The 26,971-nt window shown below is 69.8% G+C and carries 22 protein-coding genes, 1 tRNA gene and 2 pseudogenes; 14 read left to right on the plus strand and 11 right to left on the minus strand.

The features are described 5' to 3' along the window. The first annotated feature begins 92 nt into the window (after positions 1-92). Complete coding sequence (locus GP2_RS19440) at positions 93-275, plus strand: hypothetical protein (RefSeq protein ID WP_006902310.1); 183 nt, start codon at positions 93-95, stop codon at positions 273-275. A gap of 191 nt (positions 276-466) precedes the next feature. Beyond that, positions 467-1,450, plus strand: a complete 984-nt coding sequence (locus tag GP2_RS19445; protein WP_006902311.1) for an alpha/beta hydrolase — start codon at positions 467-469, stop codon at positions 1,448-1,450. 94 nt (positions 1,451-1,544) lie between these two features. On the opposite strand, the gene purU is transcribed toward GP2_RS19445, so the two are convergent. Further along, positions 1,545-2,444, minus strand: a complete 900-nt coding sequence (gene purU / locus GP2_RS19450) for a formyltetrahydrofolate deformylase (RefSeq protein ID WP_006902312.1) — start codon at positions 2,442-2,444, stop codon at positions 1,545-1,547. 27 nt (positions 2,445-2,471) lie between these two features. On the opposite strand from purU, the gene deoC reads away from it, so the two are divergent. Further along, complete coding sequence (gene deoC / locus GP2_RS19455; protein ID WP_040527525.1) at positions 2,472-3,149, plus strand: deoxyribose-phosphate aldolase; 678 nt, start codon at positions 2,472-2,474, stop codon at positions 3,147-3,149. Positions 3,150-3,205: 56 nt separating this feature from the next. Here deoC and GP2_RS19460 read toward each other — a convergent pair whose 3' ends face one another. Further along, entirely contained in the window at positions 3,206-4,102 is an 897-nt protein-coding gene (locus GP2_RS19460; protein WP_006902315.1) for a class I SAM-dependent methyltransferase, read from the minus strand. A 131-nt stretch (positions 4,103-4,233) separates the two neighbouring features. On the opposite strand from GP2_RS19460, the gene GP2_RS19465 reads away from it, so the two are divergent. Beyond that, positions 4,234-5,490 carry a L,D-transpeptidase gene (locus tag GP2_RS19465; RefSeq protein ID WP_040527520.1) on the plus strand — a complete coding sequence of 419 codons (1,257 nt, stop codon included), beginning with the start codon at positions 4,234-4,236 and terminating at the stop codon, positions 5,488-5,490. Positions 5,491-5,492: 2 nt separating this feature from the next. Here the strand turns inward: GP2_RS19465 and GP2_RS19470 are convergent, their stop codons facing one another. Continuing rightward, complete coding sequence (locus tag GP2_RS19470; protein ID WP_006902318.1) at positions 5,493-6,269, minus strand: SDR family NAD(P)-dependent oxidoreductase; 777 nt, start codon at positions 6,267-6,269, stop codon at positions 5,493-5,495. 75 nt (positions 6,270-6,344) lie between these two features. Between GP2_RS19470 and GP2_RS19475 the strand changes: the two genes are divergently transcribed. Then, complete coding sequence (locus GP2_RS19475; RefSeq protein WP_040527521.1) at positions 6,345-7,472, plus strand: ROK family transcriptional regulator; 1,128 nt, start codon at positions 6,345-6,347, stop codon at positions 7,470-7,472. A gap of 81 nt (positions 7,473-7,553) precedes the next feature. Further along, positions 7,554-8,363, plus strand: a complete 810-nt coding sequence (locus GP2_RS19480) for a transglutaminase-like domain-containing protein (RefSeq protein WP_006902320.1) — start codon at positions 7,554-7,556, stop codon at positions 8,361-8,363. Between the two features lie 7 nt (positions 8,364-8,370). Here GP2_RS19480 and otsB read toward each other — a convergent pair whose 3' ends face one another. The 4 genes and pseudogenes from otsB to GP2_RS19495 form a co-directional block, all read right to left on the minus strand. Next, positions 8,371-9,171 (minus strand): trehalose-phosphatase, encoded by an 801-nt coding sequence (gene otsB, locus GP2_RS19485; RefSeq protein WP_006902321.1) that lies wholly within the window; start codon positions 9,169-9,171, stop codon positions 8,371-8,373. Then, positions 9,168-10,793 carry an alpha,alpha-trehalose-phosphate synthase (UDP-forming) gene (locus GP2_RS19490; protein WP_006902322.1) on the minus strand — a complete coding sequence of 542 codons (1,626 nt, stop codon included), beginning with the start codon at positions 10,791-10,793 and terminating at the stop codon, positions 9,168-9,170. Before GP2_RS19490 ends, otsB begins: the two co-directional genes overlap by 4 nt. 4 nt (positions 10,794-10,797) lie before the next feature. Further along, the gene (locus tag GP2_RS21895) at positions 10,798-10,959 is read right to left on the minus strand and encodes a hypothetical protein (RefSeq protein WP_005200235.1); all 162 of its coding nucleotides are present in this window, start codon (positions 10,957-10,959) and stop codon (positions 10,798-10,800) included. Between the two features lie 351 nt (positions 10,960-11,310). Continuing rightward, a pseudogene (locus tag GP2_RS19495) lies at positions 11,311-12,795 on the minus strand (threonine/serine exporter family protein); the annotation flags it as partial. Positions 12,796-12,941: 146 nt separating this feature from the next. Between GP2_RS19495 and GP2_RS19500 the strand changes: the two are divergent. From GP2_RS19500 to GP2_RS19510, 3 genes are all read left to right on the plus strand, one after another. Next, entirely contained in the window at positions 12,942-13,328 is a 387-nt protein-coding gene (locus GP2_RS19500) for a RidA family protein (protein ID WP_006902324.1), read from the plus strand. A gap of 81 nt (positions 13,329-13,409) precedes the next feature. Continuing rightward, positions 13,410-13,484, plus strand: a tRNA-Thr gene (locus tag GP2_RS19505). Positions 13,485-13,609: 125 nt separating this feature from the next. Continuing rightward, the gene (locus GP2_RS19510; RefSeq protein ID WP_006902325.1) at positions 13,610-14,239 is read left to right on the plus strand and encodes a hypothetical protein; all 630 of its coding nucleotides are present in this window, start codon (positions 13,610-13,612) and stop codon (positions 14,237-14,239) included. A gap of 3 nt (positions 14,240-14,242) precedes the next feature. On the opposite strand, the gene GP2_RS19515 is transcribed toward GP2_RS19510, so the two are convergent. Next, positions 14,243-14,596: a hypothetical protein gene (locus GP2_RS19515; protein WP_006902326.1), complete on the minus strand. Its 354-nt coding sequence runs from the start codon at positions 14,594-14,596 to the stop codon at positions 14,243-14,245. Between the two features lie 112 nt (positions 14,597-14,708). Here GP2_RS19515 and GP2_RS19520 point away from each other — a divergent pair, with 112 nt between their 5' ends. Further along, on the plus strand, positions 14,709-16,331 hold the full coding sequence (locus GP2_RS19520; RefSeq protein WP_006902327.1) for a carboxylesterase/lipase family protein: 1,623 nt from the start codon (positions 14,709-14,711) through the stop codon (positions 16,329-16,331). Here GP2_RS19520 and GP2_RS22395 read toward each other — a convergent pair. Beyond that, positions 16,318-20,134 (minus strand): annotated as a pseudogene (locus GP2_RS22395) (nSTAND1 domain-containing NTPase). The gene GP2_RS19520 and the pseudogene GP2_RS22395 overlap by 14 nt on opposite strands. Positions 20,135-20,659: 525 nt before the next feature. Here GP2_RS22395 and GP2_RS19530 point away from each other — a divergent pair. From GP2_RS19530 to GP2_RS19545, 4 genes are all read left to right on the plus strand, one after another. Continuing rightward, positions 20,660-21,868, plus strand: coding sequence for a winged helix DNA-binding domain-containing protein (locus GP2_RS19530; protein WP_006902329.1), 1,209 nt, complete (start codon positions 20,660-20,662; stop codon positions 21,866-21,868). 64 nt (positions 21,869-21,932) lie between these two features. Then, entirely contained in the window at positions 21,933-22,619 is a 687-nt protein-coding gene (locus GP2_RS19535) for a DUF899 domain-containing protein (RefSeq protein ID WP_006902330.1), read from the plus strand. Positions 22,620-22,711: 92 nt separating this feature from the next. Next, positions 22,712-23,434, plus strand: a complete 723-nt coding sequence (locus tag GP2_RS19540) for a response regulator transcription factor (RefSeq protein WP_040527522.1) — start codon at positions 22,712-22,714, stop codon at positions 23,432-23,434. Next, a complete protein-coding gene (locus GP2_RS19545) occupies positions 23,435-24,949 on the plus strand; it encodes a sensor histidine kinase (protein ID WP_006902332.1) in 1,515 nt (504 codons plus the stop codon). A gap of 3 nt (positions 24,950-24,952) precedes the next feature. Here the strand turns inward: GP2_RS19545 and GP2_RS19550 are convergent, their stop codons facing one another. Then, complete coding sequence (locus GP2_RS19550; RefSeq protein ID WP_006902333.1) at positions 24,953-25,798, minus strand: hypothetical protein; 846 nt, start codon at positions 25,796-25,798, stop codon at positions 24,953-24,955. Positions 25,799-25,808: 10 nt separating this feature from the next. Next, positions 25,809-26,897, minus strand: coding sequence for a DNA adenine methylase (locus GP2_RS19555; protein ID WP_255218669.1), 1,089 nt, complete (start codon positions 26,895-26,897; stop codon positions 25,809-25,811). Between the last annotated feature and the right edge of the window lie 74 nt (positions 26,898-26,971).

Here is a 26,971-nt window from a genome sequence, read left to right on the forward strand (position 1 = left end):
CCGGAAAAGTCGTGCCGAGCTCGAAGATCGCGGTGTCTGAGGGCGGTGAAGTAGCATACTCTCGGTACCGACCCGCCAGAAGGACCCGGCGGGTGGATTCCATTCGCATCATCCCCCCTGCATTGGAGAAGAATATGGGCGGCTTTCCTTTCACACCCCCCGAGGGCGGCAACGGCTCGAACGACGGCTTTCTTGACACCTTCCTCGATACGATCACGACCGGCTCGTTCGAGGGTGGCCCCTACGCGGGCACGGGCTCGAGCGGCGACGAGTGAAGTCTGTTCTGAGCATCCCCTCCGAACCGCCTCGCGACTTGGTCGTGAGGCGGTTCTGCGTCTCGGAGTGGTTGGTCTGTGTCTGATTTCGTCGGTCTGTGTCTGCATGTGAGTGTGAGCGCGGTAACGTGCACGCGGTAACGATTCGTCCGACGAGTCGGTGGTGCGTGAAGCTGCAAGGAGATTGTGTTATGAACCGTTGGCGTAGGTGCGGGCTCGCCGTCGCGTTGGGTGTCGGGCTCGTCGCGTCGGTTGTGGGCTCGACGGGTGTGGCGTCGGCGAAGCCGCATATTGTGGATGCGGGGTCGTCGACCGCGCGGGTGACCAACATCGTGGTGCACTCGGATGCGATGAACAAGGACATCCCGCTGACGGTCATCAAACCGGCCGATGAGTCGAAACCGCGCGGTGTGCTGTATCTGCTCAACGGTGCCGGTGGCGGTGAGGACGGCGCCAACTGGCTCGACAAGACCGACATCGTGCGCTTCACGAAGAACAAGAACCTGTATGTGGTGATCCCGAATCAGGGGCAGTTCAGCTACTACACCGATTGGGAGAAGCCCGATCCTGTGCTCGGCGTCCACAAGTGGTCGACGTTCCTGGGCAAGGAGTTGCCGCCGGTCATCGATGCGAAGTACAACACCTCGGGCAAGAATGCGGTCGGCGGAATCTCGTCGTCGGGAACCTCCGTGCTGAATCTGGCCATCGAGCATCCGGGTCTGTACAAGGCGGTCGGTGCCTACAGCGGCTGCCCGACCGTCGCCGATCCGTTCGGCCAGAACAACATCCGGTTGGTGGTCGAGGTCCGCGGCAAGGGTGATGCCCGGAACATGTGGGGGCCGTACAACGGTCCGGGCTGGCGTAAGCATGATCCGGTGATCAATGCGCACAAGCTGCGCGGGACCAAGTTGTACATCTCGAATGCGACGGGCCTGCCCGGACAGTACGACAACCCGGCCTACGTGAAGAAGCAGGACAAGTTGGTCGATCAGATCGCAGTGGGTGGGATCATCGAGGGCAGCACGATGGTGTGCACCCTGCAGCTCGTGAACCGGTTGCGGGAGTTGAACATCCCGGCCACTGTCGACCTGCCGCCGACGGGTACGCATTCCTGGGGTTACTGGCAGGACCAGTTGCATCGTTCGTGGTCGTTCTACGAGAAGGCCCTGAGCTGACTCATCCGGTCGGTCGCCGGTGAGATCCGGCGAGCACGTCGAAACGGGCGGGGCCCGGTCACCATTCTCGGTGACCGGGCCCCGCCGGTGTTTGCTAGTTGAAGATCACCGTTCGACGTCCATGCACCAGAATCCGGTCCTCCAGGTGCCAGCGGAGTCCCCGGGCCAGGACCAGGGTCTCGATGTCGCGTCCCTGGCGCACCATGTCGGTGACGGAATCGCTGTGGTCGACGCGGATGACGTCCTGTTCGATGATCGGGCCGGCGTCGAGGTCTGCGGTGACGTAGTGGCAGGTGGCGCCGATCAGCTTCACACCGCGCGCGAATGCCTGGTGATACGGGCGGGCGCCGACGAAGCTCGGCAGGAAGCTGTGGTGGATGTTGATCGCGCGGCCGGCCCACGCCTCGCACAGCTTCGGCGGCAGGATCTGCATGAACCGGGCCAGGACGACCGCGTCGGGATCGAAGCCGTCGACGACCCGGGCGAGCTCGGCAAAGGCCTCGGACTTGCGGTCCCGCGCAAACGGCACGTGATGGAACGGGATGCCGAAGCGGGTCGCGAGATCTTCGAGTTCGGCGTGGTTGCCGATGACGGCGCTGATGGTGGCCGGCAACTCACCGCGATGCGCACGCCCCAACAGGTCGATGAGGCAGTGGGTCTCCTTGCTGACCAACAACACGATCGACTTGGTGTCGCGCGAATCGGTCAGCTTCCACTCCGTCTCCGGGCCGAGCCAATCGGCGACCTCGGTGGCGAAGCGCTCCCGTAGTTCGTCCGCCGTGTAGGGGACGGAGTCGGTGCGGATGGCCTGGCGGGTGAAGAACCAGCCGGTGTCCGCATCGGAGTGGTAGGCCGCCTCGGTGATCCAGCCGCCGACCTCGGTGAGGAAGCTCGAGATGCGGGCCACGATGCCCAGTCGGTCGGGGCATCCGAGCGTCAGGACGTAACGGTGCTCAGGCTGGTCGGTGATGGGGGTCGTCTGCGTGCCGGTCACGACAGTCAGTGTGCCAAGCTCGTCATCGTGACGAACACCGACCTACGGCGTGCAGACGTCGCCGCCCTCATCGACCACACACTCCTCAAGCCCGAGGCCACCCGCGCCGATGCGGAGGCCACCGTCGCCGAGGCCGCCCGGCTGGGTGTGTACGCGGTGTGCCTGTCGCCGTCGATGCTGCCGATCGACACCGGCGACCAGCGCACCTGCGTGGTCGTCGGATTCCCGTCGGGCAAGCACCATTCCCTGGTCAAGGCAGCCGAGGCGCGACTCGCCGTGGACTCCGGCGCTCAGGAGATCGACATGGTCATCGACGTCGGCGCCGCGGTCGACGGGCGCTACGACGAGGTGTTCTCCGACATCCTCACGGTGCGCGAGGCGATCGGCGATGCGGCCCTGCTCAAGGTCATCATCGAGTCCGCGGTGCTGCTCGAGCGCGGCGGGCCGGACATGGTCGCCGAGGTGTGTCGCCGAGCCGAGCAGGCGGGCGCGGGCATGGTGAAGACCTCCACCGGCTTCCACCCCGCCGGCGGCGCGAGCGTCGACGCCGTGCGCGTCATGCGCGGGGCCGTCAACCCGCACATCGGCGTCAAGGCGAGCGGCGGCATCCGAACTGCGGAGGCCGCCGCCGAACTCATCGAGGCCGGCGCCACACGACTGGGTCTCTCGTCGACCGCCGCCGTGCTGGAGGGCTTTCCGGAGTAGGGGAGAGCACCCGGCGGCGGGCTGCAGGGCGACGCTCCTGCCGATGGTGCCGCGGGCTACTCGACACCTCCGTCGGCCCGGATCGGCCGCACGATCCAGACCCGGCGTTCCGCGACGAGTCGCAGGTCGGTTCGACGATGCAGCGACGAGGGCTGCGCCGAGTCGATGAGCGTATCGAGCAGCTCGACATCGGCGCGCGAGAGCATCCCTGCGGGCTCGTCGAGCCGGTGACGGAACTGCGAGAACCAGTGCACGGCGTATCGAGACACCTGTGCGGCGGGGTCAGCACGCTCGACACGGATCGTGCGGTCGCGCGCGATCTCCAGGCCGGCGTCGCCGATCGTCGTGGTCCAATCGGCGAGCGCCTCCCATCCGGCACGCGCCGCGGCGGCGTGGCACCGATCCTCCAGCGCCCGCAATCCGGCGTCGTCGTCCGGAGCGAATCGCGGCAGACCGGCCATCTCGACGATCACGAGCACGCCCTCGGAACCCAGGGCCGTGGCCGCGGAGCGGAGCAGTGCACCGGCATCGGCGATGTGGTGCAGTGACATCGCCGCCCAGATGACGTCGGGTCGCCGCATCTGCGGGAGCCCTCGGTCGAGATCGGCGACAACCGTGGTCACCCGGTCGGTGAGGCCGGCCGCCCGCGCTCGTCGGTCGATGGTCTCCGTCATCGCCGGTGAGCTGTCGACGGCGAGCAGCGTCGCGTCCGGGAAGCGGCGTGCCAGGGCCTCGGTCCCGCTACCGGTGCCCGCCCCCAGGTCGACGATCCGGGCAGGCGGGCCTCCGAGCGCCTCGACGATGAGCGTCGCGGCGTCGTCGAGATGGTCGCCGACCAGTTCGGCGTCGAGGTCGAGCGCGGCCGCGAGGTCGGAGTGCGTCGGGTGTTCGTGCTGGTGGTGCTCGTGCGGTGGGTGCTCGGGATGATCGTCGTGCCGGTGGGAGGTGGCCATGGATCGACGGTATCGCCGGGAGCGGCGGGGACGACCGGCGTGGGGCCGCCGTCGAGCCCCGCGCGGAGGAACTCGCCGCGGTCCTTCACCCGGCGAACGACGAGCGATTCATCGGTAGGCTTGACCGGGTGATGACTCCCAGGACACCGGTGAACCGGCGTGCCGTGCTCGCCGCCGCCGGGGTCGGCGTGCTCGGGGTCGCCGTCGCGGCGTGTACCGGCTCCCGTTCCGGCTCGGACGCCGGCAAGCCCGACGAGCCGAACGTCCGGCTCGTCTTCACCCCGCCGCTCGACGGTGAGCCGCCGAACCCTGTTGCGGAGGTGTCGGTACAGGCAGAGAACGGCACTCTCAATCCGGACGTGAAACTCACCAACCCGCGCGGGCGGGTGGTCAACGGCCGCATGTCCGAGGACCGCACGATCTTCACGGTCGCCGAACCCCTCGGCTACGGCACCGAATACACCTGGAGCGGAACCGCTGTCGGTACCGACGGCAAGGTGGTTCCGGTGGAGGGGCGCTTCACCACCCTCGAGCCGGCGAGCCAGCTGAACGTCGTGGTCAACATCGGCGACGGCCAGGAGGTCGGCATCGCCGCCCCGATCATCCTCAAGTTCAACGGGACCGTCGAGGACAAGGATGCGGTCGAGCGGGCGCTGAGCGTCACCACCACGCCGCCCACCGAGGGGTCGTGGGCCTGGCTCGGCGAGGACAACGGCTCCCGGGTCCACTGGCGCCCGCGCGAATACTGGGCTCCCGGCACCAAGGTGCACATGGACGCCAAGCTGTACGGACTCGACCACGGCGGCGGGGCGTACGGTGCCGCAGACGTCACCAGCGATTTCACGATCGGACGCGCCCAGGTGGTGAAGGCCGACGCGCCGTCACACCGCATCGTCGTGATCCGTGACGGTGCGGAGCTCATGGCGTTGCCGTGCAGCTACGGAGAGGGAGACCTCGACCGTAACGTCACCCGCTCGGGCATCCACGTCGTCACCGAGAAGTACGACGAGTTCTTCATGAGCAACCCGGCGGCAGGCTACTTCAACATCCGGGAACGCTGGGCGGTGCGCATCTCCAACAACGGCGAGTTCATCCACGCCAACCCGGAGACCGTCAACGTCCAGGGCGCGGCCAACGTCACCAACGGGTGCATCAACCTGTCCGAGGCCGACGCCGAGCGCTACTTCCGGACCGCGATCTACGGCGACCCGGTCGAGGTGACCGGCACGCGGATCCCGCTGTCGGAGGCCGACGGCGACATCTTCGACTGGATCTTCGACTGGGAGACCTGGCAGAGCATGTCGGCCGTCAAGGGTGAGGCCGTCGACTCGTCGGTGCCGGCGACGCCCAGCGATGCACCCACCTCCGACGCGCCGGCACCGCGCTAGGGCTAGCCGGTCTTGATGTTGCGCCGTGCCGACGCCTGGTCGCGGGGCTTGAGCACGATCTGGTCCAGATTCACGTGCGGCGGACGCGACGCGACGAATCCGATCACCTCGGCGACATCCTCGGCGGTCAGCGGGGTCAGACCCTCGTAGACGGCGTCGGCGCGCTTCTCGTCGCCGTCGAAACGCACCAGCGAGAACTCGGTCTCCACCATGCCGGGGCAGATCTCGGTGAGCCGCACCGGCTTCCCGAGCAGCTCGTAGCGGAGCGTGCGGTGCGTGATCGCCTGGGCGTGCTTGGCAGAGGTGTAGCCGGCGCCGTTGTCGTAGGCCTCGAGCGCGGCGACCGAGGTGATGGCCACGATGAGACCGTCGCCGGAGGCGATGAGCGCCGGGATGAGTGCCTTGGTCATCCGCAGGCTGCCGAGGACGTTGGTCTCCCACATCCACCGCCAGTCGTCGAGATCCGCGTTCGCGACCGGGTCGAGTCCCTTGGCGCCGCCGGCGTTGTTCACCAGGACGCTCACCGTGTCGAGTCCGTCGACGAATGCGGCGACCGAGTCGTCGTCGGTGACGTCGAGCTGCCTGCCGGTGCCGCCGATCTCCTCGGCGATCTCCTGCACGCGGTCGAGGCGTCGTGCGCCGAGGACGACGTGATACCCCTGCTCGGCCAGCTTCCGGGCGGTGGCCGCGCCGATACCGGAACTCGCGCCGGTGACGACGGCGATCGGACGCTGGTCAGGACTTTGTGCGGTGGCGTCGTTGCTGGTGTCTGGGCTCATGCGCCCACCTTACGACGCACCGCCCGACCACCCGACGACCCGTGTCCGGCAGCGTCGCGCTGCTACATTCTTCGCATGCGAGGGGGTGTGATCCCGGCGGCGCTGCAACTGACGTCGACGCCGGCAGCCGCGGTGCTGCATGCGATCCGGGTCGGCGGGCCGGTGACCCGGGACCAGCTCGCCGAGACGACGGGGCTGTCGGCGGCGACGATCAACCGGCAGGTCCACGCCCTGGCCGCGCACGGCCTGATCGTCGAGCGGCCCGACCTCGCCGCGCCGAAAACGATTGGCAGGCCCAAGCACCCGCTGACCATCGACCGGGATTCCCTGTGCGTGGCCGGAATGCACATCGGGGCCCGCCGTACCGTGCTCGTCATCGCCGACCTCGGCGGGCGGACCCTCTACAGCCACACGGTGCTCACCCCGACCGGAGACCAGCAGCAGGCGGTCGATGATCTGTCCGCGCAGCTCGCCGAGCTCGCCGGGCGTTTCAGCGGCCGCCGGCTGCTGTGGGGCGGGGTCGCGGTGGGCGGAGCGGTCGACGCCGACACCGGCGTGGTCGATCACAAGGTCCTCCGCTGGCGCCAGCTCCCGGTCGGTGCGACGCTCGCCGAGCACCTCGCCACACCGGTGTCGGTGTGCGAGCACGTCGAGGCGATGGCGGCCGCGGAACTGCTGCTCACCGGGGCCCGGGACACCAGCGGGACCGGCCTGTTCTTCTACGCGCGTGAAACGGCCGGTATGGCAATGACTCTCGAGGGGCGGGTGCACGTGCCCGAGCGCGGTGCCGGCACCATCGCCCACCTGCCGGTGTCGGCGCCGGTCCTCGCACCCGGGCACGCACGCGTCCGGCTGCAGAACGTCATCGGCGACGACGCGGCGCTGGCCGCCGCCGAGCGTCTCGGCATCGATCCGGACTCCGCGCAGATCGTCGACGAGCGCGCGCGGGTGCTCGGCGAGGCCGTCGCGCTCATCCGTGACGTCATCAACCCGGACACCATCGTTGTTGCCGGCGACGCCTTCGCCGCCCACCCACACGGTCTCGCGCCGGTGCAGGCGGCCTTCGACGAGTCGACCACGCTCGACCGGCCGCTGGAGATCGCGCCGTCGAGATTCGGTGTGCACGTACAGGAAAGCGCCGCGGTGGTGGTGGCGCTGAGCGTCATCTACGCCGATCCGATCGCGGCCGTCGCGACGCTCTGACCGTCGAGGCGGTGATCCGGCGCCGGCCGGTGGCCCCGGCGGCGATGTGCTCTACCGTCGTTCTTCCCCTACGGTGGGGGAATGACGATGCCCCGCGATGTGTCCGCTCGACTCGAGGTGAGCATCGACGACCCCACCGAGCTGGAGATGCAGATCACCGTGGCCAAGCTGCCCGGGCTGCAGGTACAGGAAGAGCTGAAGATCGAACTCGACGGCCGCACCGTGGCCCCCGAGGAGATCCTCGCCGAACACGGGTCACGCATCCACCGCATGCAGCTCGACCGCGGCCTTCTGACGGTCGAGTACACCGCCGAGGTGCTCACCCCGGCCGATCCCGCCCCGGTCGGCCCGACCGATCGGTCGACATACCTGCGGCCGAGCCGATATGCCGAGTGCGACAAGTTCTTCGGGTTCGCCGCCGGCCAGTTCGACACGTCGCTGCCCGAAGGCGAACTGCTCAACCAGGTCGCGGCGTTCGTCGAGGACCGGCTCAACTACATCCCGGGGGCGAGCGACCCGATCGACGGGGCGGCCGACACCCTGCTGGCCGGTGCCGGCGTGTGCCGCGACTACGCGCACCTGGTGGTCGCGCTCCTGCGCGCACTGAACATCCCCGCGCGGCTCGTCGCGGTCTATGCGCCGGGATGTTCGCCCATGGACTTCCACGCGGTGGCCGAGGCGATCATCGACGACGAATGGGTGGTCGTCGACGCGACACGTCTCGCGCCGCGACAGTCGTTCGTCCGGATCGCAACCGGGCGCGACGCGGCCGACACCGCATTCCTCGACAACCACCGCGGATCGATCGCCCTGAGGTCCTACGAGGTGACCGCCACCGTTCGGGGCGAGCTGCCCTACGACGACCGCGCGGCGCGTATCGCCATCCGCTGAGAGACGCTCAACCCTGAGGGCTTTCGGCGCCGAGGGCGTCGGCACGCCGGGTCGCGACGAAGTCGAGCACCGAGGCCACGTCATCGGTGTCGGCGACGCGGTGGGCGGCGGCGGTCTCGCCCTCGCCGACCTTGATCCCGACATCTCCGGCATCGGGACGCAGATGGGCGAAGGCCTTCTCGTCGGTCACGTCGTCGCCGAGGTAGATGACGACGTCGCAGTCCAGCCGCTCCCGCAGGATGTCGAGCGCGTGGCCCTTGCTGGTCTCGATGACCGCCAGTTCGAGAACGGCCTTGCCCGCGGTGCTGTGCACACCCTCCCACGACCCCGGACCGGACCGGGCGGCGTCGAGAGCCGCTCCGGCGTCGGCGGGATCCGCATTGCGGACGTGCAGCACCGCGGCGGCAGGCTTCGTCTCCACCGTCGAACCCGGGAAACGGGCTGCGATCGAACGCAATTCGTCGACGATCCGGGCCAGCAGCGCCCGCTTGGCGTCGGTCACCTCGACCACGAAACCGGTGTCGAACTCGCTGCCGTGGCTGCCGACGAGCGTCACCGGCGCGGTGAGTCCGGACAGGTCGGCGAGGACGGCGAGCTCACGTCCCGACACCAGCGCGACCTCGGTGTCCGGGAGTGCGGCGGCCTTCTCCAGCGCGACGATCGACGCCGGGTTCGGCACCGCATCCTCCGGGCGCGAGACGATCGGTGACACACACCCGTCGTAATCGGACGCCAGGAGGAGACGACGGGCACGCGTCGCCGCCGCCAGGGCCTCCCGCAGTGCCGGAGTGATCCCGGTGGCGCTCATTCGTTTTCGGCGGTGTCGTGGGACTCGGCGGGGACCGCGCTCTCGGTTGCCGGCCGGAGCTCGGGCAGTTCGGTCACCGGTGCGGCCGACTCCACCAGCTCGACACCGCGATTCGCCGACAGCTCTGTCTCCGACTCCGCGTTGAGCGTGCCGAGGAAGCTGCGGGCCCACTTGTCGACGTCGTGGGCGAGCACCTGGCGACGCAACGCGCGCATCCGGCGTCTGCCCTCGTGTTCGCTCTGCTTCACCGCGGCCTCGATCGCGTCCTTGACGCCGTCGAGGTCGTACGGGTTGGCCTGGTAAGCCGAGCGCAGTTCGGCTGCGGCGCCGGTGAACTCACTGAGCACCAGGGCTCCGCCGAGGTCGGTCCGGCAGGCCACGTACTCCTTGGCCACAAGGTTCATGCCGTCGCGCAGCGGGGTCACCAGCATGACGTCGGCGGCGACGAAGAAGGCGATCAGCTCCTCGCGTGGCACCGGGCGGTGCAGGTACTGCACGACCGGGTGGCCGACGGTGGCGTAGTTGCCGTTGATGTTGCCCACCAGCTGCTCGATGCCGGCCCGCATCTGCTTGTAGCTCTCGACGCGTTCGCGGCTGGGGGTGGCCAGCTGCAGCATCACGGTCTCGGAGGCGTCGAGGCGACCCTCGGCCAGCAGCTCCGAGATCGCCTTGAGCCGGACGTCGATGCCCTTGGTGTAGTCGAGGCGGTCGACGCCGAGCATGATCGTCTTCGGGTTGCCGAGCTCGCGCCGGATCTCGGCGGCGCGGTCGCGGATCCGCTTGGTCTTCGCGAGTGCGGCGAGCGCCCCGGAGTCGATGGAGATCGGGAACGCGCCCACCCGGACCGTGCGGAAACCGACCTGCACCACGCCGAACCGTGAGCGCACGCCCACGGTGCCCTTGCTCGTGGCCTGTCCGGCGAGGCGTCGGGCGAGGTAGAGGAAGTTCTGGGCGCCGCCGGGCAGATGGAATCCGATCAGGTCGGCGCCCAGCAGGCCCTCGACGATCTCGGTGCGCCACGGCATCTGCATGAACAGTTCCACCGGTGGGAACGGGATGTGCAGGAAGAACCCGATCTTGACGTCGGGCCGCAGCATCCGCAGCATCTTCGGGACCAGCTGCAGCTGATAGTCCTGCACCCAGACGATGGCGCCCTCGCCGGCCGCCTTCGACGCGGCCTCGGCGAACCTGCGGTTCACCTCGACGTAGGTGTTCCACCATTCGCGGTGGTACTCGGGTTTGACGATCACGTCGTGGTACAGCGGCCACAACGTGGCATTGGAGAAGCCCTCGTAGTACTCGGCTATCTCCTGCGCGGACAACGGCACCGCATGGATGTCGATGCCCTCGATGTCGGGATTGTCATCCGAATCCGGGATACCCGACCAGCCGACCCAGGCGCCGGTGTTGGCGCGCAGGATCGGTTCGAGCGCGGTCACCAGACCGCCGGGACTGCGCTTCCAGTTGACCGTGCCGTCGGGGAGGACCTCCTTGTCGACGGGCAGCCGGTTGGCCACGACGACGAACTCTGCGCCGTCGTGCGGAGCAGTCCTGTGCGGCCTTTCCCCGCTCGCGGTGTCGGTCACGGGGTCGGGCCCGGATTCAACCGGTCGCGGCGCCACCTGATCAGGCGTTCTCGCCCGGAGCGATCCCCAGCATGGCGAGCAGCATCCGGCATTCGTCGGCGTCGGTGGCGTAGGCGGCGACGACGCGGCGCGCGGAATTGGCGGTCTCGTCGGCTACCGGTTCCAGTTCTTCGTCGGCGATGTCGGTGGTCTTGGCGGGCATGTGATCCCCTCGTCGTACGGGCGGTCTGTCGCGTGCGGCCTGGGGCCGTCGTGTTACGTGCTCGGGTGGCCGAGACGGCACATCCGACCTCTCATTCTACCCGTGCTCCGGCAGTGGTCAGAACTCGTCCGGGCGCCTATCTGCCGGTGGCTCCGGCGGCTGCCGCCACCGCCCCCGGCCCGGCGGGTCCTGCGGCCGCGGTCGCGGCGTCCGGTCCTGCCGCCACGGTGACTGTCCTCCCGCCTGCGGCCGGGTCGCAGGGTCCTGCGGTTGTCGCGGTGTCTGGTCGTGCGGCTGTTGTCGCGGTGACTGGTCCTGCGGCTGTCGCCGCGGTGGTTGGTCCTGCGGCTGTCGCCGCGGTGGCGGCGGCCACCTCCGGTTGGACGGGGGCGGCCATCTCCGGCTTTCGCGGAGGGGACGTTCCCGCATCGCCATGCGGCGTCGGATGATCCAGTCCGGCCTCGGCGGGAGCTGCGGCCGGCGTAGAGAACGGGCGACGAACTCGCCGAGGGTGACACCGGCGGCGAGGGCGCAGCCGATCGCCAGGGCGTTGGCCATCCAGGTGAAACCGCTGAGCGTCTGCTCGCTGAGGATGCCGTACAGGCCGCGGTAGACCGCGAGACCCGGGAGCAGCGGGGTGATGCCGGCGACCGCGACGACCAGCGGCGGTGTGAGAGCGCGCCGGGCGAGCAGGCCGCCGACGAGGCCGACGAAGGCTGCTGCCAGCCCGTTCGCGACGACGTCGCCGACGCTGGTGAACGTCGCCGACGCCGCGACCGCCGTGCCGATCAGGCCGCCGAGGAAGGCGACCCCGAGCGCGCGTTTCTCCGCATAGGAGGCCAGGGCATAGGCGCAGGCCGCGGCCGCGCCCGCCACCACCCGGACGGGGAGTTCGACGGCCTCGAAACTCGTCGAGGTGGTGATGGTCGGCAGGAAGATGCCGGCGGCCTCGAGCAGCCGGATCGCGACACCGACCCCGGCGATGATCCCGCCCGTCATGAGGAGCAGCTCGAAGAACCTCGCGACGCCGGTGATCGGGGCGCCGGTGATGGCGTCCTGCACCGACCCCACCAGCGACAGCCCGGACAACAGCACGACGATCCCGGCCGCGATGACCTGCGACGGCGCGATCTCCACGCCCAGCCGCTCGGACGCGCCGAAGACCAGGGTCGCCGGGACCACCGCGATGAACCCGCCCGCGAACTGCTGGAAGAAGGCGGGCGTGCCGATCCGGTTGAGCCTCCGGTTGAGTGTCACGGTGGCCCCGGTGGTCAGGAAGGCGAGCGCGGCGACCAGGTACTGGCCGCCGAGGAGGACCGAGATGGCCGACGCCATCGCGCCCCACGCCACCGTCGCGACCCAGTGCGGATACGGATGTGGGGCGGTGATGATCTCGTCGACCATGCGGTGCGCGGTCGACGGGCTGATGCCGGAGTCGCGGATACGCCGGACGAGCCGGTCCACCTGCGCGAGCCGGGTGAAGTCCATCGAGCGGTAGTAGACCTGCTCCATGGTGGTGATCGGCGGCAGGGTAGCGCCGCGCCGTGCGCTGACCACGATGGTGTTGTAGGTGACGTCGACGTCGACGTCCTCGAGACCGTAGACACCCGCGACGAACTTGATCTGGGTCTGGGTGTCGATGGCCCCGGTGCCCGAGTCGAGCAGCACCGCACCGATCTTGGTGGCGAGGTCGAGGACCTCGGTGATCGCCGCGACGTCGAACGGTTCGATCGGTTTGCGCGGCGACACCATGATGCTGCCGGGCTCGATCGTGTCGATCGTCGCCTGCCGGGTGCCGGTGAGCCGCCGCAACGCGGTGCGGAGGAACTCGCGCACTCAGGTCTCCCTTCCTGGTGTCCGGCCGGCGGTGGGCGATCGCCTCGCGGTGGGCGGCCGTGGGTTCGATCCTCGCAGGGGGCTACCCAGATGGCCGGCACCTCACGCCTCGCGGCGTGTGACCGGGCCCGGTCTACGATCGCCACATGTCAGCAGTGCGGATCAACGGTCCCCGAGACGGTCACACCCGTAGCGCCACGGTCGCGCCCGGCAGCCTGGTGTTCACCGCGGGTGCGGCGCCGATCGACTCCGACGGGGCCACGGTCGCACCCGGCAACGTCGCCGAACAGACGCGCCAGTGCCTGGTGAACCTCGAGGCGGCGCTCGCCGAGGCCGGGGCCGCACTGACCGACGTCGCCAAGATCACCGTCTTCGTCGCCGAGCGTCTGCAGGCCGACCTGGTGGTCGCGTGGGAGGTGGTGACCGACTACTTCGGCGATCACAAGCCGGCCGGCAGCCTGATGGGCGTCACGGTCCTCGCCTACGACGAGCAGTTGGTGGAGATCGAGGCGGTGGCCGCCGTCCCGGCGTGACCGCCCGAACGGGGCCGCGGACCGGTGGTTCACGGTCGTTTGGAGAACCCGGGCGCGGGGTCGATATACTCGCGCACGCACGCCTCCTTAGCTCAGTGGTAGAGCACTCGCCTTGTAAGCGAGCGGTCGTCAGTTCAATCCTGACAGGGGGCTCCACGAAGGCCGGGTGGGATGAGTACTCCACCTGGCCTCTCTGTCTGCCGGGTCGGCCAGAACGGGTTGCCTGTCCGGCCGGAACGGCGCCGACGGCCCGTCGGCGCGCCTACACTCGCGATCAGTCGGTGAGTGCTCGTCGGCCGGTTTTCGACGAGGACTCGACGGACGACGGACTCGACGAAGACCTCTGGGTCCTCAGGGAAGCGGAGATGGGTCACGGGCAGACGACACTTCGACGACTCCGACGCCCGACGCGACTCGGAGGAGCCGCCCGCACTCCCTCCAGGCTCGCAGTTCTCGGCGCGGTCGCCGGCGTCGTCGCCCTCAACTGTGTGGTGGTCGGCTCGCTCGTGCTCGCACTCCGGGCCGCGCAGACCGAGGACGACCGGCCCGTCGACGAGACGGAGGTCGTCGAGTTCGCGCGGACGACGCTGGTCGACCTGCTCAGCTACACGCCCGACGACACCCGTCGCGTCGAGTCCGCGCTGGCCCGGTTGTGTCCGGACTCGCCCGAGGCCGGGTCCGCCCGGGGTCTGGTCGAGCAGCTCCGGCGGTCGGCCGCCACCTCGGAGGTCCGGGATTCCTCGGTCGGCCGGGTCGTCGCACGGACACCGGACGGTGATCTGGTGGTGTCGATCCGGGTGGTCGTGGTGAAAGGGGCGTTCGGCGTCCGCGCCGAGCGCACCGACCACGACCGGGTGACCGTGCGCCCCGAACCGCGGATGTGCGTCCAGCGGTTCGAGGTCGCACGGTGAAGGTCACCAGATGACCGCGAGGCCCGCCGCGATCAGGGGCAGTGCGCACGCCACCCAGAACAACCCGCGCGGCACGGGTTCGCCGGTGCGACGCTGACGCGCATTGCCCATGCCCAGGACGCCGCCCAGCACGAGCAGGATCACGAGCTTGATGATGATCTTCGGGTAGTTGAGCTCGATGCCCTCCGGCCAGGGCGCCGCGAGCGCCAGGCCGGTGACGAACGAGATCACCACGCCCCACTCCATCACGCGGGTGAATCGGAACTCGCGGCTGACCGCCTGCGATACCAGCGCACCGAAGGTGACGGCGAAGCCGATGAGGTGCACGAAGATTACGACGCTGCGTAGTATTTCCATGCCTGCACTGTACCCATCGCAGGCCGACGGACGGCTCCTCGTCGAACGCCTCCACCGGTGGCCCACCACCGATCGCCCACCATCGATCGACGCCGCGGGGCACGATGGACGCATGGAGCACGACGAACCCGCCACCATGACCGTCGACGGGGAGAAGAACCCGGCCTCCGCCACGCGCCGCGACGCGCCGCTCGCGCGGACCGCCCTGGGCACCTATCGCGGTGTCGCCGGCGAACGCTCCGACATCTGGCGCGGCATCCGCTACGCCGAGGCGCCGGTGGGCGATCTGCGCTGGCGGCGGGCAGTCCCGCTCACGCCCAACGGATCTCCCGACGCGACCGTCGACGCGCGGACGTTCGGGGCGGTCAACCCGCAGGAACCCAACCCCGCGGTCCGGCTCGGGCCGGACGTCGTGATGGACGAGGACTGCCTGTTCCTCAACGTGTGGACGCCGCCGGGCGCGTCGGCGCGGGCCGGCTCCGGCGACGGTCTGCCGGTGATGGTGTGGTTGCACGGCGGGGCCTATGTCCTGGGATCGGGCAGCCAGCCGTTCTACGAGGGCTCCAACCTCGCGTCCGCCGGCGACGTGGTGGTCGTGACGCTGAACTACCGTCTCGGACTGCACGGTTTCGCCGACCTGTCGTCCATCGACCCGCGCTTCGAGTCCAATGTCGGACTCAGTGACGTGCTCGCCGCACTCGGATGGTTGCGCGACCACATCGCGGGCTTCGGCGGAGACCCCCGGCGCGTCACCGTCTTCGGGGAATCGGCCGGCGCCGGACTGGTGACCGCCCTGCTGGCGATGCCCGCCGCGGAAGGCCTGTTCGGGCGCGCGATCGCCCAAAGTTCACCGGTCACCTCGATGTACGGCACCGAACGCGCCGCTCGTGTCGCGGGTCTGCTGCTCGAATCGCTCGGCGTCGATGCAGGCGACCCCGCCCGTGCGGTCGAGGCCATCGAGAAACTCGACGGCGCACGGTGTTCCGCGCTCACCTCCGACCTGTTCTCCCGGGTCCCCACGGACTGGCCCGGCACCATCGCCTTCGCGCCGGTCGTCGACGGCGACCTGCTGCCCGAGTACCCCCTCGACGTCTACCGGGCGGGGCGTGCGCTGCCCGTTCCGCTGATCATCGGGACCAACCGGGACGAGGCCAACCTGTTCAAGTACATGAAGTCCCCGCTCATGCCGATCACCACCGAGGAGATCGAGCGGATGTTCGCCTCGATGGCCGCGGAGTATCCCGACGTCGTGTTACCCGAACGCGCACAGGTCCTCTCGGCCTACTCGGGGCTCAAACCGAAGGTCACCGGGCTCGGTGTCGCCCGCGACGTCGCATTCCGGATGCCGACGCTGTGGCTGGCCGACGCCCACGCGCATCGTGCGCCTACCTACGTCTACCGATACGACTGGTGTCCGAGGATGTTCCGCCTCCTGGGTCTGGGGGCCGCCCACGCCACCGAGGTGCCCTATGTCTGGGGAAATCTCGGTGCGACGCCGCGCGACATCACCTTCCTCCTCGGCGGGCGCAAGCACGGAGAAGCCGTGTCGCAGCGGATGATCCGCCGGTGGACGGACTTCGCTCACGGCAGGAGGCCCGATGCCGGCGATGACTGGCCGACCTACGACAGCGGCCACCGGCCGGTGCTGCGCATCGATGCCCGGGACCGGGTCGTGGCGAATCTCGACGGTGATCTCTGGGAGGCCTGGGGCGAGGAACCGCTCAGCTTCCGGTGACGTCGGCGTCGCAGTCGCCGTGCAGATCGGCATGCGGCAGATAGGCCTCCCGCTGGGCATCGGTCATCGGGGACGTGCTCGCGCACACCCATTCGCGCGCATCCTGCAGGTCCAGGCTGTGCACGTACACGTTCCCGGTGGTGTCGCCGCCGGCGACGAGTTCGTCGTCGGACGGGATTCGCTCGGGCAGTTGCCAGGTGGTGGTCGAGTCCGTTGCGTCGAGCAACGTGTCCACCTGCTCCCGGTCGGTGAGGGAGCCGTCGTCGCCGAGCGCGAAGCTGATCAGCTCGTGGGTGGCGGTCCCCACGGCCACCCGGCTCGGCGACATCGCCAGGGTGGTGGCGAAGACGTCGTCGTGGCGGGTGATCTGTTCGGGTTCGGCAACCGCGCCCGATGCGGGCAGCCGCCACGTCGACAACGCCCGTGCGGCGAGGACGAGGACCTCGCCGTCGTCGGCGAAGGCCACCTGCGCGACCGGGGCGTCGTCGGTGATGACCGCGTGCGGCTCGGTGTCGCCGGCGGCGAGGTCGTACAGGTAGACGCGCTTGTCGTCGGAGGACACCGCGAGTCGCGTGGCGCCGGGGCTGAAGGCGGCGCTGCGGACGAGGTCGGTCGGTCCGCGCAGCGGCCCGCCGATACGCCGCGGTGCCGCCGGGTCCGAGGTATCCCACAGCGCGACGGTGGCGTCGGGGCTGAAGGCGGCGCTGCGGACGAGGTCGGTCGGCGCGAACGCCAGGGGGAACGCGTAGCGGGTGCCGATCGGGAGCCGGGATGCGGCGCGCGGGGCGGCCGGGTCGGCGATGTCCCACAGTTCGACGAGCCCGCCGTTGTTTGTTGGCCGTCGCGGCGAGTGTTCCGGGCTCGTTCACCGCGACCCGGGGGTGGTCGTTGACCCGATGCTGGATCGGGGTCCGCGACCGCAACGTCATCTCCGGGCTGTCGAGCGTCCACACGTTGAGGGTGGTGTCGGAGCCGACCGTCGTGAGGATGCGCCGCGCCGGGTCGGTGGCGATGCCGCTGATGGTGCCGCCGCGGTCGGGAACCGTGCGGTCGGGCAGCGACCAGACGTCGATGGCGCCGTCGGAGCGGCCGGACACCACGCGGTCGCCGGCCGGCGCGAAGGCGGCGGAGAAGGTGCGCACCGAGCCCTGTTCGGAGGTCTGCAGGGCCCACTGCATCGTAGGCGCGGCGCGGTTGGCGGTGTTCCACACCCGGACCATGCTGTCGGCGCGTGCCGAGGCGATCTGCGATCCGGTGGCATCGAAGCCGATGGACCAGGAACCGGCGGTCGCGTTGGGCAGAGACGTGCTCAGCGGGCGCGGCGCGCGGGGGTCGGAGACATCCCACAGCTGTGCGTTGGGGCTGTCTCCGGTGACGGCCAGCGACCGGCCGTCCGGGCCGAAAGACACCGCGTGGGTGATGCTGGGGAATCCCGTCAGCGGTTCGCCCACGGGCACGGGCTGTTCGCCGGTCGTCCACAGTCGTACCGTGCGGTCGTCGCCCCCGCTCGCGAGCAGGCGGCCGTCGTGGCTGAACGAGAGGGTGCGCGCGGCGGCGCCGTGACCGCGGAGCTCGGCGGTCTGTCGCAGGGTTCCGTCCGGCCCGACCGCGAAGACCGTGATGGAGCCGTCGTCCGACGACGCGGCGAGCGTCCGCCCGTCGGCGGAGAACCTCGCCATGTAGACGGTCCCGCGACCAGGGGTGACCGTCGTCCGCAGTTGTGGACGCGTCCGCTCGGAGACGTCCCAGACACGCACCGATCCGTCCCCGCTGCTCGCGGCCAGCAGCGGGAGCGTGGGGTGGAAACCGGCGGAGGTGACGTAGTTGCCGAACCCGGTCAGCGTCGCCAGGGGACGGTAGCCGGGGACGTCGCCGGTGCGCTCCCAGAGGCGGACGGTCCGATCGCCGCTCGCCGAGGCCAGCAGGTCGCCGGCCCGGTCGAACGCGAGGTCGTAGACCGGTCCGGTGTGGCCCGTGACCTGCGTCGCGAGGGGGCTCGTCGCAGCCCCGCGCAGGGCCGCGGCCACCGTCGCGTCCTCGGGATAGAGCTGATGGGCGACCAGCAGGAGGCGCGCGGCCAGCGACGGGTTCGACCGTTTCATGGTGTCGATGGTCGACAGGAGGGCCTGGCGCTCGGCGGAGTTGCGCTGCTCGCGCAGGTCATGGGCCTGTCGGAAGCCGATGGCGGCCGTGATCGTCGCCGCGATGGCCAGGACGACGATCACGGAGACGGCGCCGAGTTGCAGCAGCCGCCGGCGTCGTTCCATCGCGACCGCGGAGTCGAGGAACACGTCGTTCTCCGCGCTCAACAGGTGCACGTACTGGCCGCGGAGCGCCCGCCGGTGCCGCTTCGCGTCGTCCAGGCGCGGGCCGGTGTAGAGGAACGAACGGCTGCGTCCGTTGTCCAGCCAGGCCTGCGTGTCCGCGTCGAGCTGCTGCCACCACACGTGGGTGTCGGAGTCGTCGGCGATCCACTCGGCCAGGCGCGGCCACGCCGTGAGCACGACATCGTGGATCAGCATCACCGAGTCCGCGGACACGGTCAGGAGCCGGGCCTGGGCGAAGGCGTCGATGACGGTCGAGGCCTCGGGCGGGAAGCGGTTGGCGATGGTGGCGGTCGACATCGGCACGCGCAGGGCGATGCCGGCCGGGCCCACGTGGACGAGCGAGACCAGGAGTGCGCGGGCGAGGTCGTGGTGCTCGGGGGCGACGGCCTCCCAGGCCGATTCCGCGGTGTCGGCGACGGCGCGGGCTATCCCTCCGGTGGCGCGGTAGCCGGACAGTGTCATCCGGTTCCCGGATCGTCGCGCCCACGTCGCCTGTAGGACGTGAGCGAGCAGCGGGAGCCGCCCGGCACGATCGCCATCGGTCGACGCCTCGTAGAGGTCCGTGATCATCACGTCGGCCAGACCGCTCTCGATGCGTCCGCCGGCCGGCTTCACCGGGGCGGTGATGACCTCCCGGAGCTGGGTGCGGGTCATCTCGGAGACGATCACGCAGCGGTGTTGCCAGGCGTGGGCGAGGAACGGGTACTCGACGCACCTGCTGAAGAAGTCGGCGCGCACCCCGACCACGACGACGGTGTCGGCGGCGAGATCCTCGACCGCGCGCAGCGTCGTCTGCCGCATGTCGTCGCCGTGGGAGAAGACGTTCTCGAACTGGTCGATCACGATCACCGCGGCGGGATCGGAACCGCAGTCGCAGGTGGACGCGCGTGGCCCGGCGTCGGCGCCGGATGCGGTGCATCGGCAGACCGAGGCGTCGATTCGGAGCCCGTCGGCGGTGATCTCGCCGTACCGGGGCGGGGTGAGCCGGCGGTCGCGGGCGAGACCGGCGCGCAGCAGCGACGACTTGCCGGAGCCGGAGACCCCGGTGACCACGATGAGCCGGGACTCGGGGACGGGTGCGTCCCGGGTGGCGAGGATCGTGTCGACCAGGGTGGAGACGAGGTCGTCGCGGCCGAAGAAGAGCTCGCTGTCGTCGGCGGTGAGGGTGGCCAGGCCCGCATACGGGCGGGTGGGACGCACCGCCACCGGCGTCTCCGGCGTCTCCCGGGAGAGATGTTGCTCCCACAGCTCGCGCCACTGCGGGACCGTGAGGACGTCGGGGCCGCCGGCTGCGACCGCGCGGGAGGTCAGCCAGACGAGCAAGGGCTCGACGGTCGCGAAGTCGCGCGGCAGGTGGCGACCGTTGCGCCAGTCGCTGATGCGCTGTGCGGACACCTTCGCGCGGGCGGACGCGGCCCGGAGGGTGGGGCGACCGGCTTGGACGAACAGGCGCGCGAGCGCTTCACCGAAATCCACTCCACCCGACTCCACGCCTCGAGGAGGGTTCGCCGCCGGCCGCCCGTCGAGGCGACCCGGCCGATCGTGTCCCCCCCGCACCTTCTCGATCGACCGCATCATCATGCTCGCGCCCGCCCGCGGGTGGCCAGCACCTGCGGCAAAAGGTGGCGATGGACACTCCGGACCCGGAAAGACGATCAGGTCATCCGACCGGAAGTCGCCCGGGTACGGCACTGCCGGATTCCGGACCGGAGAGTTCATTTCCCCGTTTACCTGGGAATTTCGCGCACGTATCCGGATCCTGTTGGATTCCGGACAGACGATGCGGTGTCCTGTGGATGCGTTTCCTGACGGGGGTCGGGAGCGTGCGGATGCGTCGGTCGCCGGACACGCGGAGGTGTTCTCAGGCACTGCCCGTCGGGGGCTGTGTGTCGTCGGCGTACACGCATCCGGGCGGGTGCCGGGAATCGGGTCGATGGGGGTCGGCCGGTTTCCGGCATCCGCCTTCCCGTGTCTTCGCGATCTGCTCACTACGATCGGTTCATGGTGGCCCCACGTCCCCGGATCACCGACGCGCAGCGTCGTTCCAGACTCGCCCGACGCACGCGTCTGGCGCCGGACTCGCGAGCGGCGGGTGTCGTCGAGGCTGCGCGGTCGATGGTCGGATTGCACTCCACCACGCCGTCGACCGTCTATCTGTCCGCCTGGGCGCGCGTCGACGGATTCACCCGGGACGATCTCGACGCCGCCCTCTACGTCGACCGGACGCTCGTCAAGCACCTCGCGATGCGCCGGACCCTGTTCGCGTTCCCGCGCGACGTCCTGGCCGAGGCCATCGGCGCCCTCGGCCCGCGGGTCTCGGCGTCGGAGCGGCGGAACATGCTGCGGGATCTGCGTCGCAGCCCCGACGTCGACGACCCCGAGGCGTGGATCGACACCGCCCGCGAGGCGGTGCTGGCCGAACTCGCCGGTGGGGAGTCCCTCACCTCGACCGAACTGCGTGAGAGGCTGCCGGCGCTGAGCGGTTCCATCACCTTCGGCGAGGGCAGGTCGTGGGGCGGGACGAGCCACTTCGGGCCCCGCGTGCTCAACATGCTCGACGCCTCGGGCGAGATCGTGCGCGGGCCCAACCGTATGGACTGGCATCTGTCGAGGCCCGCGTGGACGTCGATGAAGGTCTGGCTCGGTGAGACCCTCGAGGTCCCGGACGTGCACGCCGGGCACCGGGCGCTGATCGAACGCTGGCTGCGGACCTTCGGTCCCGGTACCGAGACCGACCTGGTCTGGTGGCTCGGCTCCACCAAGACCGCCGTTCGCGCCGCACTGGCCGATCTGGGGACCGTCGAGGTCGAGCTGCAGAGCGGCGGCGTCGGGCACGTGCTGCCCGACGACCTTCCCGGCGACTCCGACGACGACGCTCCGGTCGAACCGCACGCGGTCCTGCTACCCGAACTCGACCCGACGATCATGGGCTACAAGGAACGCGCCTTCTACCTCGGCGACCACGCACCCCGCGTCTTCGACGCCGTGGGCAACGCCGGGCAGACCGCGTGGTGGGACGGGCGGATCGTGGGCGGTTGGTACCGGCGAGATGACGGCTCGATCGCCGTCCATCCCCTCGAGACGCTCTCGCGGGCTGCGCGCCGAGCCCTCGACGCCCGGGCCGACGAGCTCGCGGAGTGGCTCGGCGGTGTCGGATTCAAGACCCAGTACTCCGCGCCGTACATGAAGGAGGTCGGCGAACGCCGATGAGTCGGCGGTGCCTTCGCGGTCTGTCCCTGCAGAGAAGTGGACCACCCGACGAGAGGACCCCGTGATGAGCACTCCACTCCCACCCGTCGTCGACCACGACACCTGGGCTGCGGCACTCGCCGAACTGCGCGTCCGGGAAAAGGCCGCCACCCGAGAACTCGACGCGATCGCCGCGCAGCGACGCCGGCTGCCGATGGTCGAGATGCCCGACCACGTCCTCACCGGACCCGACGGTCCGGTTCGGCTCGTCGACGTCTTCGACGGCAGGTCGCAGCTCATCGTCTACAACCACATGTGGTTCCCGGGCGAGAAGTGGCAGTGCTCGGGCTGCACCGGCTTCACCGCGCAGTTCGACCGGCTCGAATTCCTCGACGATTATGACGCCCGGTTCGTGATCATCACGCACGGACCGATCGACGAGGCACTCGCCTACAAGAAGCGGGTCGGCAACCGGATGGACTGGTACCTATCGGCCGGCACCAGCTTCTCCGCCGACGTCGGTGCCGGCCCCGGCGAGGGGTTCGCGGTCAACGTCTTCCTCCGCGACGGCGACACCGTGTACCGGACCTGGCACACCTCGGGTCGCGGCGTCGAACAGCTCGCCCACACGTTCGCGCTGATCGACGTTCTGCCGTGGGGGCGGCAGGAGGAGTGGCAGGACTCGCCCGCGGGCTGGCCCCAGGGGCCGACCTACGGGCGCTGGCGTGACTCGGACGCGATTGACGCGGCGTACGGGGATCCGGACGCGTAGCCTCACCCGCGATAACAGCAGGTCAGAGTTCACAGGGATCTCCCAGGCACTTTCCAGGAAGGCCGCGGGGCCGTCTGGAAGAGTGGGTGGGCGTGAGTGGACCCGACCGTGACGACGCCCCGCGCGGGGCGAAGGTCCTCGTCGTCGACGACGAGGAGAACATCCGCGAACTGCTGTCGGTGTCGCTGAAATTCCAGGGATACCAGGTGGACACCGCGGCCGACGGCCCGAGCGCCATCGACAAGTGCCGCACCCGCAAGCCCGACGTTCTGATCCTCGACGTGATGATGCCCGGCATGGACGGCTTCGGCCTGCTGCGACGACTGCGCGCCGACGGAGTCGAGGCCCCGGCGCTCTTTCTCTCGGCGCGCGACTCGGTCGCCGACAAGGTCAACGGCCTCACGATCGGCGGCGACGACTACGTCACGAAACCGTTCAGCCTCGAGGAGGTCGTCGCTCGGTTGCAGGTGCTCCTGCGCCGCAGCGGCTTCGGCGAGGAGACGAAGACGTCGTCGAAGATCACCTTCGCCGACATCGAACTCGACGACGAGACCCACGAGGTCTTCAAGGCCGGCAGACCGGTCCAACTGTCGCCGACCGAGTTCACCCTGCTGCGCTACTTCATGGTCAACGCGGGCACCGTGCTGTCCAAGCCCCGCATCCTCGACCACGTCTGGAACTACGACTTCGGCGGCGACGTGAACGTCGTCGAGTCCTACGTCTCGTACCTGCGGCGCAAGCTCGACTACGGTGAGAAGCCCCTCATCCACACCCTCCGGGGCGTCGGGTACGTGATGCGTGAGCCGCGCGAGTAGATGACGACGCCACCCGCCCGGGAACCAGACGCCGGGAAACCAGACGCCCGGACGCCACCCGGGGCCGCGCCCGGCCGGGAGCCGGTGCGCCGGCGCGGGATTCCGCTCCGGATCTCCCTGGTCGCGCTGACGGTCGCGCTCGTCGTGGTCGGGCTGCTGGCCTCCGGGGTCGCGGTCACCTCGTCGATGCGTCAGGACCTCATCTCCCGCGCCGACGAGGGACTGGTGAACGCCTCCCGCACCTGGGCCGATCCACGGGGCCGGATGACCGAGCCGCGGCCCGGTCCGCCCGGACCACGCCGTCCGCCGTCGCCCTACTACGTGGAGTCGATCGTGGAGATCGGCGGCGGGGCCGCGTCGGTCAACGTCTACAACCAGTTCGACCACGCCCCGGACGTGTCGGGGCTGACCGGCGACGACGTTGGCCCGGTCACCGTCGGATCGGTGGGCGGGGACGGTCCGCAGTGGCGGGCGATCAAGCGATCCAATCGCTTCGGCTCGTCGATCGTCGCCACCCCGATGTCGGACATCGACGCGACCATCAGCCGCCTGGTCTGGCTGCAGTTCGCGATCGGCGCCGTGGTCGTCGTCCTCCTCGCCGTCCTCAGTTATCTGCTGGTCCGCACGAGTCTGCGGCCGTTGCGCCGGGTCGAGGAGACCGCGCATGCCATCGCCGCCGGCGACCTCGACCGCCGCGTGCCGCTGGCCGCGCCGGGCACCGAGGTCGGAAGCCTGTCGGAGTCCCTGAACACCATGCTGGGGCAGATCCAACAGGCCTTCGCGACCACCGCGGCCTCCGAGCGGCAGGCCCGCGCGTCCGAGGAGGAGATGCGCCGCTTCATCGCCGACGCCAGCCACGAGCTGCGCACCCCGCTGACCTCGATCAAGGGTTTCGCCGAGCTCTACTCGCAGGGCGGCGTCCCCGACGTCCCGGATGCGATGCGGCGTATCAACGACGAGGCGAACCGTATGAACGTCCTCGTCGAGGACCTGCTGATGCTCGCCCGGCTCGGTGCGCAGCGTCCCCTCGACACCGCACCCGTGGATCTGCTGGGGCTCGCGACCGACGCGGTGTCCTCCGCGCGCATCGCCGCTCCCGACCGCGACATCCGGCTGGAGGTGAGCGCGAGCGACCACCCACCGGTGGTGGCCGGTGACGCGCCGCGACTCCTGCAGGTCTTGCGCAACCTCATCTCGAACGCGATCAACCACACCCCGCCGCAGGCGTCCGTGACCGTCGTCGTGGCGGTCGACGACGGCGCTGCCGAGGGTCCGGAGGCGGTTCTCACCGTTGCCGACACCGGGAACGGCCTGGCCGCGGAGGAGGCCGCGCACGTCTTCGAGCGGTTCTACCGCGGCGACGAGTCGCGGCACCGGGGCTCGGGCGGGGGCAGCGGCCTGGGGTTGTCGATCGTCGCCGCGCTGGTCGAGGCCCACGGCGGGCGGGTCGGCGTCGACACCGCGCCCGGCGAGGGGGCGACGTTCTGGGTGCGATTGCCCCTGCTGGGCGAGTGACCCTCAGGAGGGGATGAGCCGTCGCAGCCGGGCGAAATCGGCGACGTCGGCGCGGAATTGGTCGAGCGTCACCAGGGTGTACATGCCGTCGATCTGACGGTTCACCCACAGCTGGTGGATGCGGCGGAGGTCGGATTGCCGCGACTTCCAACCGATCCCGTCGATCACCGCGAGCACCAGCTGGGTCGGCAGGCGGACCTCGGCCATCTCCTCGATCTCGCGCACCGCGTCGGTGAGCTTCGACCCGGTGGAGTCGAACCCCTTTGCCGCGACGACTATGTCGGCGGAAGCGGGATCACCGACGATGAGATCGGCGGGAGCGGTGCGGCCGTTGCGCCCGGCGAACCGGGACCGCGTCGTGTACTCGAGACCGAGATCGCGTGCGATGTCCTCGATCTCGTCCTCGATCCGTCGCCCCGACGCCCCGGCGCGGGTGGCCGTCGCCCGGGTCCCGGCACGCGCGACGAGGATGTCGGCGAAGGTGTAGGTGCGTTCCATCTGGGTCCGCAGCATGCGGACGAGGTCGAACTCGGAGTCGAGCCAGGTGATCAGGTCGACCGGCTGGGTGCGGGCGAGGCCGTGCCAGCCGCTGGTGTCGAAGCGGTCGCGGAGCGCGTTCTTCAGTTTCTCCTGCGACAGCCCCACCGCGAGTCCGAGGACCGGGACGTCGTTGGGGTTGTCGCGGACCCAGGCGGCCAGGCCTGGGACGTCGGTGTCGAGCAGTTCGCCCAGGCGCGCGGTGGCCTCGACTATCCGTTCGGCCTCCGGTGTCGAGGCGGTGGGGTCGACGTGAGAGGTCAAGCGCCCCAACGACTTCACGTAGTCGTCGAAGTCTGGTGCGTCACTCATGCGTGTGGTGTCAGTCCCGGCCGATGAACAGGTACTCGCTGACGTCGCGGCGGGTGGCCGCGGCGTGCGTACCGAAACTGTACTTGTGGTCGATGGCGATGACCTCCACCGACGGCTTGACCTTGCCCAGCAGGTCGACGATCCGCTCCTTGCCGGGCAGGGCGTTCGATGAGTAGGACAGCACGATCGCCCCGGCGTCCTCGAAGTGCTCGAAGGTGCGCAGCAGCGCGTCCTCGATGGTCCGCTTGTAGGCGAACGGCGTGAAGCGCTTCGGCAGCTTCTTGGTCTTGGTGTTCTCCATGATGGTCATGCCGCGCCAGTACGCCGACAGGCCCTCGAGGAAGTGATAGCGCTTGATGTAGTCGTTGTCGTCGGCCGGAGGGGCGTACGGCGGGTCGAGATACACCAGGTCCGGCGGCGCCGACCAGGGCAGTTCGAGGTCGAAGACGTCGCCCTGCACGCTGCGGTTGCTGCAGCCGTTGCTGAACACCGTGGCGTTGTAGTCGGCGGCGGCGCGTAACCGGAAGTGGTCGCGCAGCGACATGGTGAGGTCGCGCCGGCCGTCGGCATAGCGCGTCGAATCGGTGAAGGTGAACACCCCGCGCGGCTGCTTGCGCGCGGCCGACAGGACCAGTGCCGCGATGGCGAGGTCGCGCCGGTAGCCGCGGAGGGTGTCGATGTGGGACCACGCCGAGTCCAGGAAGGCCCGGTCCTCGGCGGTGAAGTAGAGGCCGTCGAAGGTCCGGGAGATGTAGTCGCGGTCGTCGGCCGCCGGCCCGCAGATCTGCTCGATCAGCTCGGGCTCGAGGCGGACGCTGGAATTCGACACCGAGGCGCGGGTGATGATGTGCGGGAAATGCAGGAAGTCGTTGCTGAGGACCTCGAATCCCTGTGCCTTCAGCAGATACGACACCACCCCCGACCCGGAGAAGGCGTCGACGGCCGTCGTGCCGCCGATCTCGGCGAAGACGCGCTCGAGGTGGGGCAGCAGCCGGTACTTGGACCCCATGTACCGCAGACGGGGAAAGCGCTGTGCGCGGGCGAGGACGTCACCGGATCCGATCGCGCGTCCCCCTCGGGATGATTCCTGCCCACTCACACCGAAAAGAATGTCATGGACCCCCGACAACCCGGCGCTCAACACGGGAGCGCGCGGGGCGGACACTAGACTCG

Origin of the sequence: Gordonia paraffinivorans NBRC 108238 (genome assembly GCF_000344155.1) — a bacterium.
In the GTDB taxonomy this organism is placed as follows: Bacteria; Actinomycetota; Actinomycetes; order Mycobacteriales; family Mycobacteriaceae; genus Gordonia; species Gordonia paraffinivorans.

What these genes read in the sequence shown, in the direction of transcription:
- GP2_RS19460 (WP_006902315.1), bottom strand. Translation starts at nt 4,102, where the DNA reads ATGGCCACCTCCCACCGGCACGACGATCATCCCGAGCACCCACCGCAC.
- GP2_RS19520 (WP_006902327.1), top strand. Translation starts at nt 14,709, where the DNA reads ATGGAGCACGACGAACCCGCCACCATGACCGTCGACGGGGAGAAGAAC.
- GP2_RS19465 (WP_040527520.1), top strand. Translation starts at nt 4,234, where the DNA reads ATGACTCCCAGGACACCGGTGAACCGGCGTGCCGTGCTCGCCGCCGCC.
- GP2_RS19500 (WP_006902324.1), top strand. Translation starts at nt 12,942, where the DNA reads ATGTCAGCAGTGCGGATCAACGGTCCCCGAGACGGTCACACCCGTAGC.
- GP2_RS19535 (WP_006902330.1), top strand. Translation starts at nt 21,933, where the DNA reads ATGAGCACTCCACTCCCACCCGTCGTCGACCACGACACCTGGGCTGCG.
- GP2_RS21895 (WP_005200235.1), bottom strand. Translation starts at nt 10,959, where the DNA reads ATGCCCGCCAAGACCACCGACATCGCCGACGAAGAACTGGAACCGGTA.
- GP2_RS19470 (WP_006902318.1), bottom strand. Translation starts at nt 6,269, where the DNA reads ATGAGCCCAGACACCAGCAACGACGCCACCGCACAAAGTCCTGACCAG.
- GP2_RS19530 (WP_006902329.1), top strand. Translation starts at nt 20,660, where the DNA reads ATGGTGGCCCCACGTCCCCGGATCACCGACGCGCAGCGTCGTTCCAGA.
- GP2_RS19550 (WP_006902333.1), bottom strand. Translation starts at nt 25,798, where the DNA reads ATGAGTGACGCACCAGACTTCGACGACTACGTGAAGTCGTTGGGGCGC.
- GP2_RS19475 (WP_040527521.1), top strand. Translation starts at nt 6,345, where the DNA reads ATGCGAGGGGGTGTGATCCCGGCGGCGCTGCAACTGACGTCGACGCCG.
- GP2_RS19445 (WP_006902311.1), top strand. Translation starts at nt 467, where the DNA reads ATGAACCGTTGGCGTAGGTGCGGGCTCGCCGTCGCGTTGGGTGTCGGG.
- otsB (WP_006902321.1), bottom strand. Translation starts at nt 9,171, where the DNA reads ATGAGCGCCACCGGGATCACTCCGGCACTGCGGGAGGCCCTGGCGGCG.
- GP2_RS19545 (WP_006902332.1), top strand. Translation starts at nt 23,435, where the DNA reads ATGACGACGCCACCCGCCCGGGAACCAGACGCCGGGAAACCAGACGCC.
- GP2_RS19480 (WP_006902320.1), top strand. Translation starts at nt 7,554, where the DNA reads ATGACGATGCCCCGCGATGTGTCCGCTCGACTCGAGGTGAGCATCGAC.
- GP2_RS19515 (WP_006902326.1), bottom strand. Translation starts at nt 14,596, where the DNA reads ATGGAAATACTACGCAGCGTCGTAATCTTCGTGCACCTCATCGGCTTC.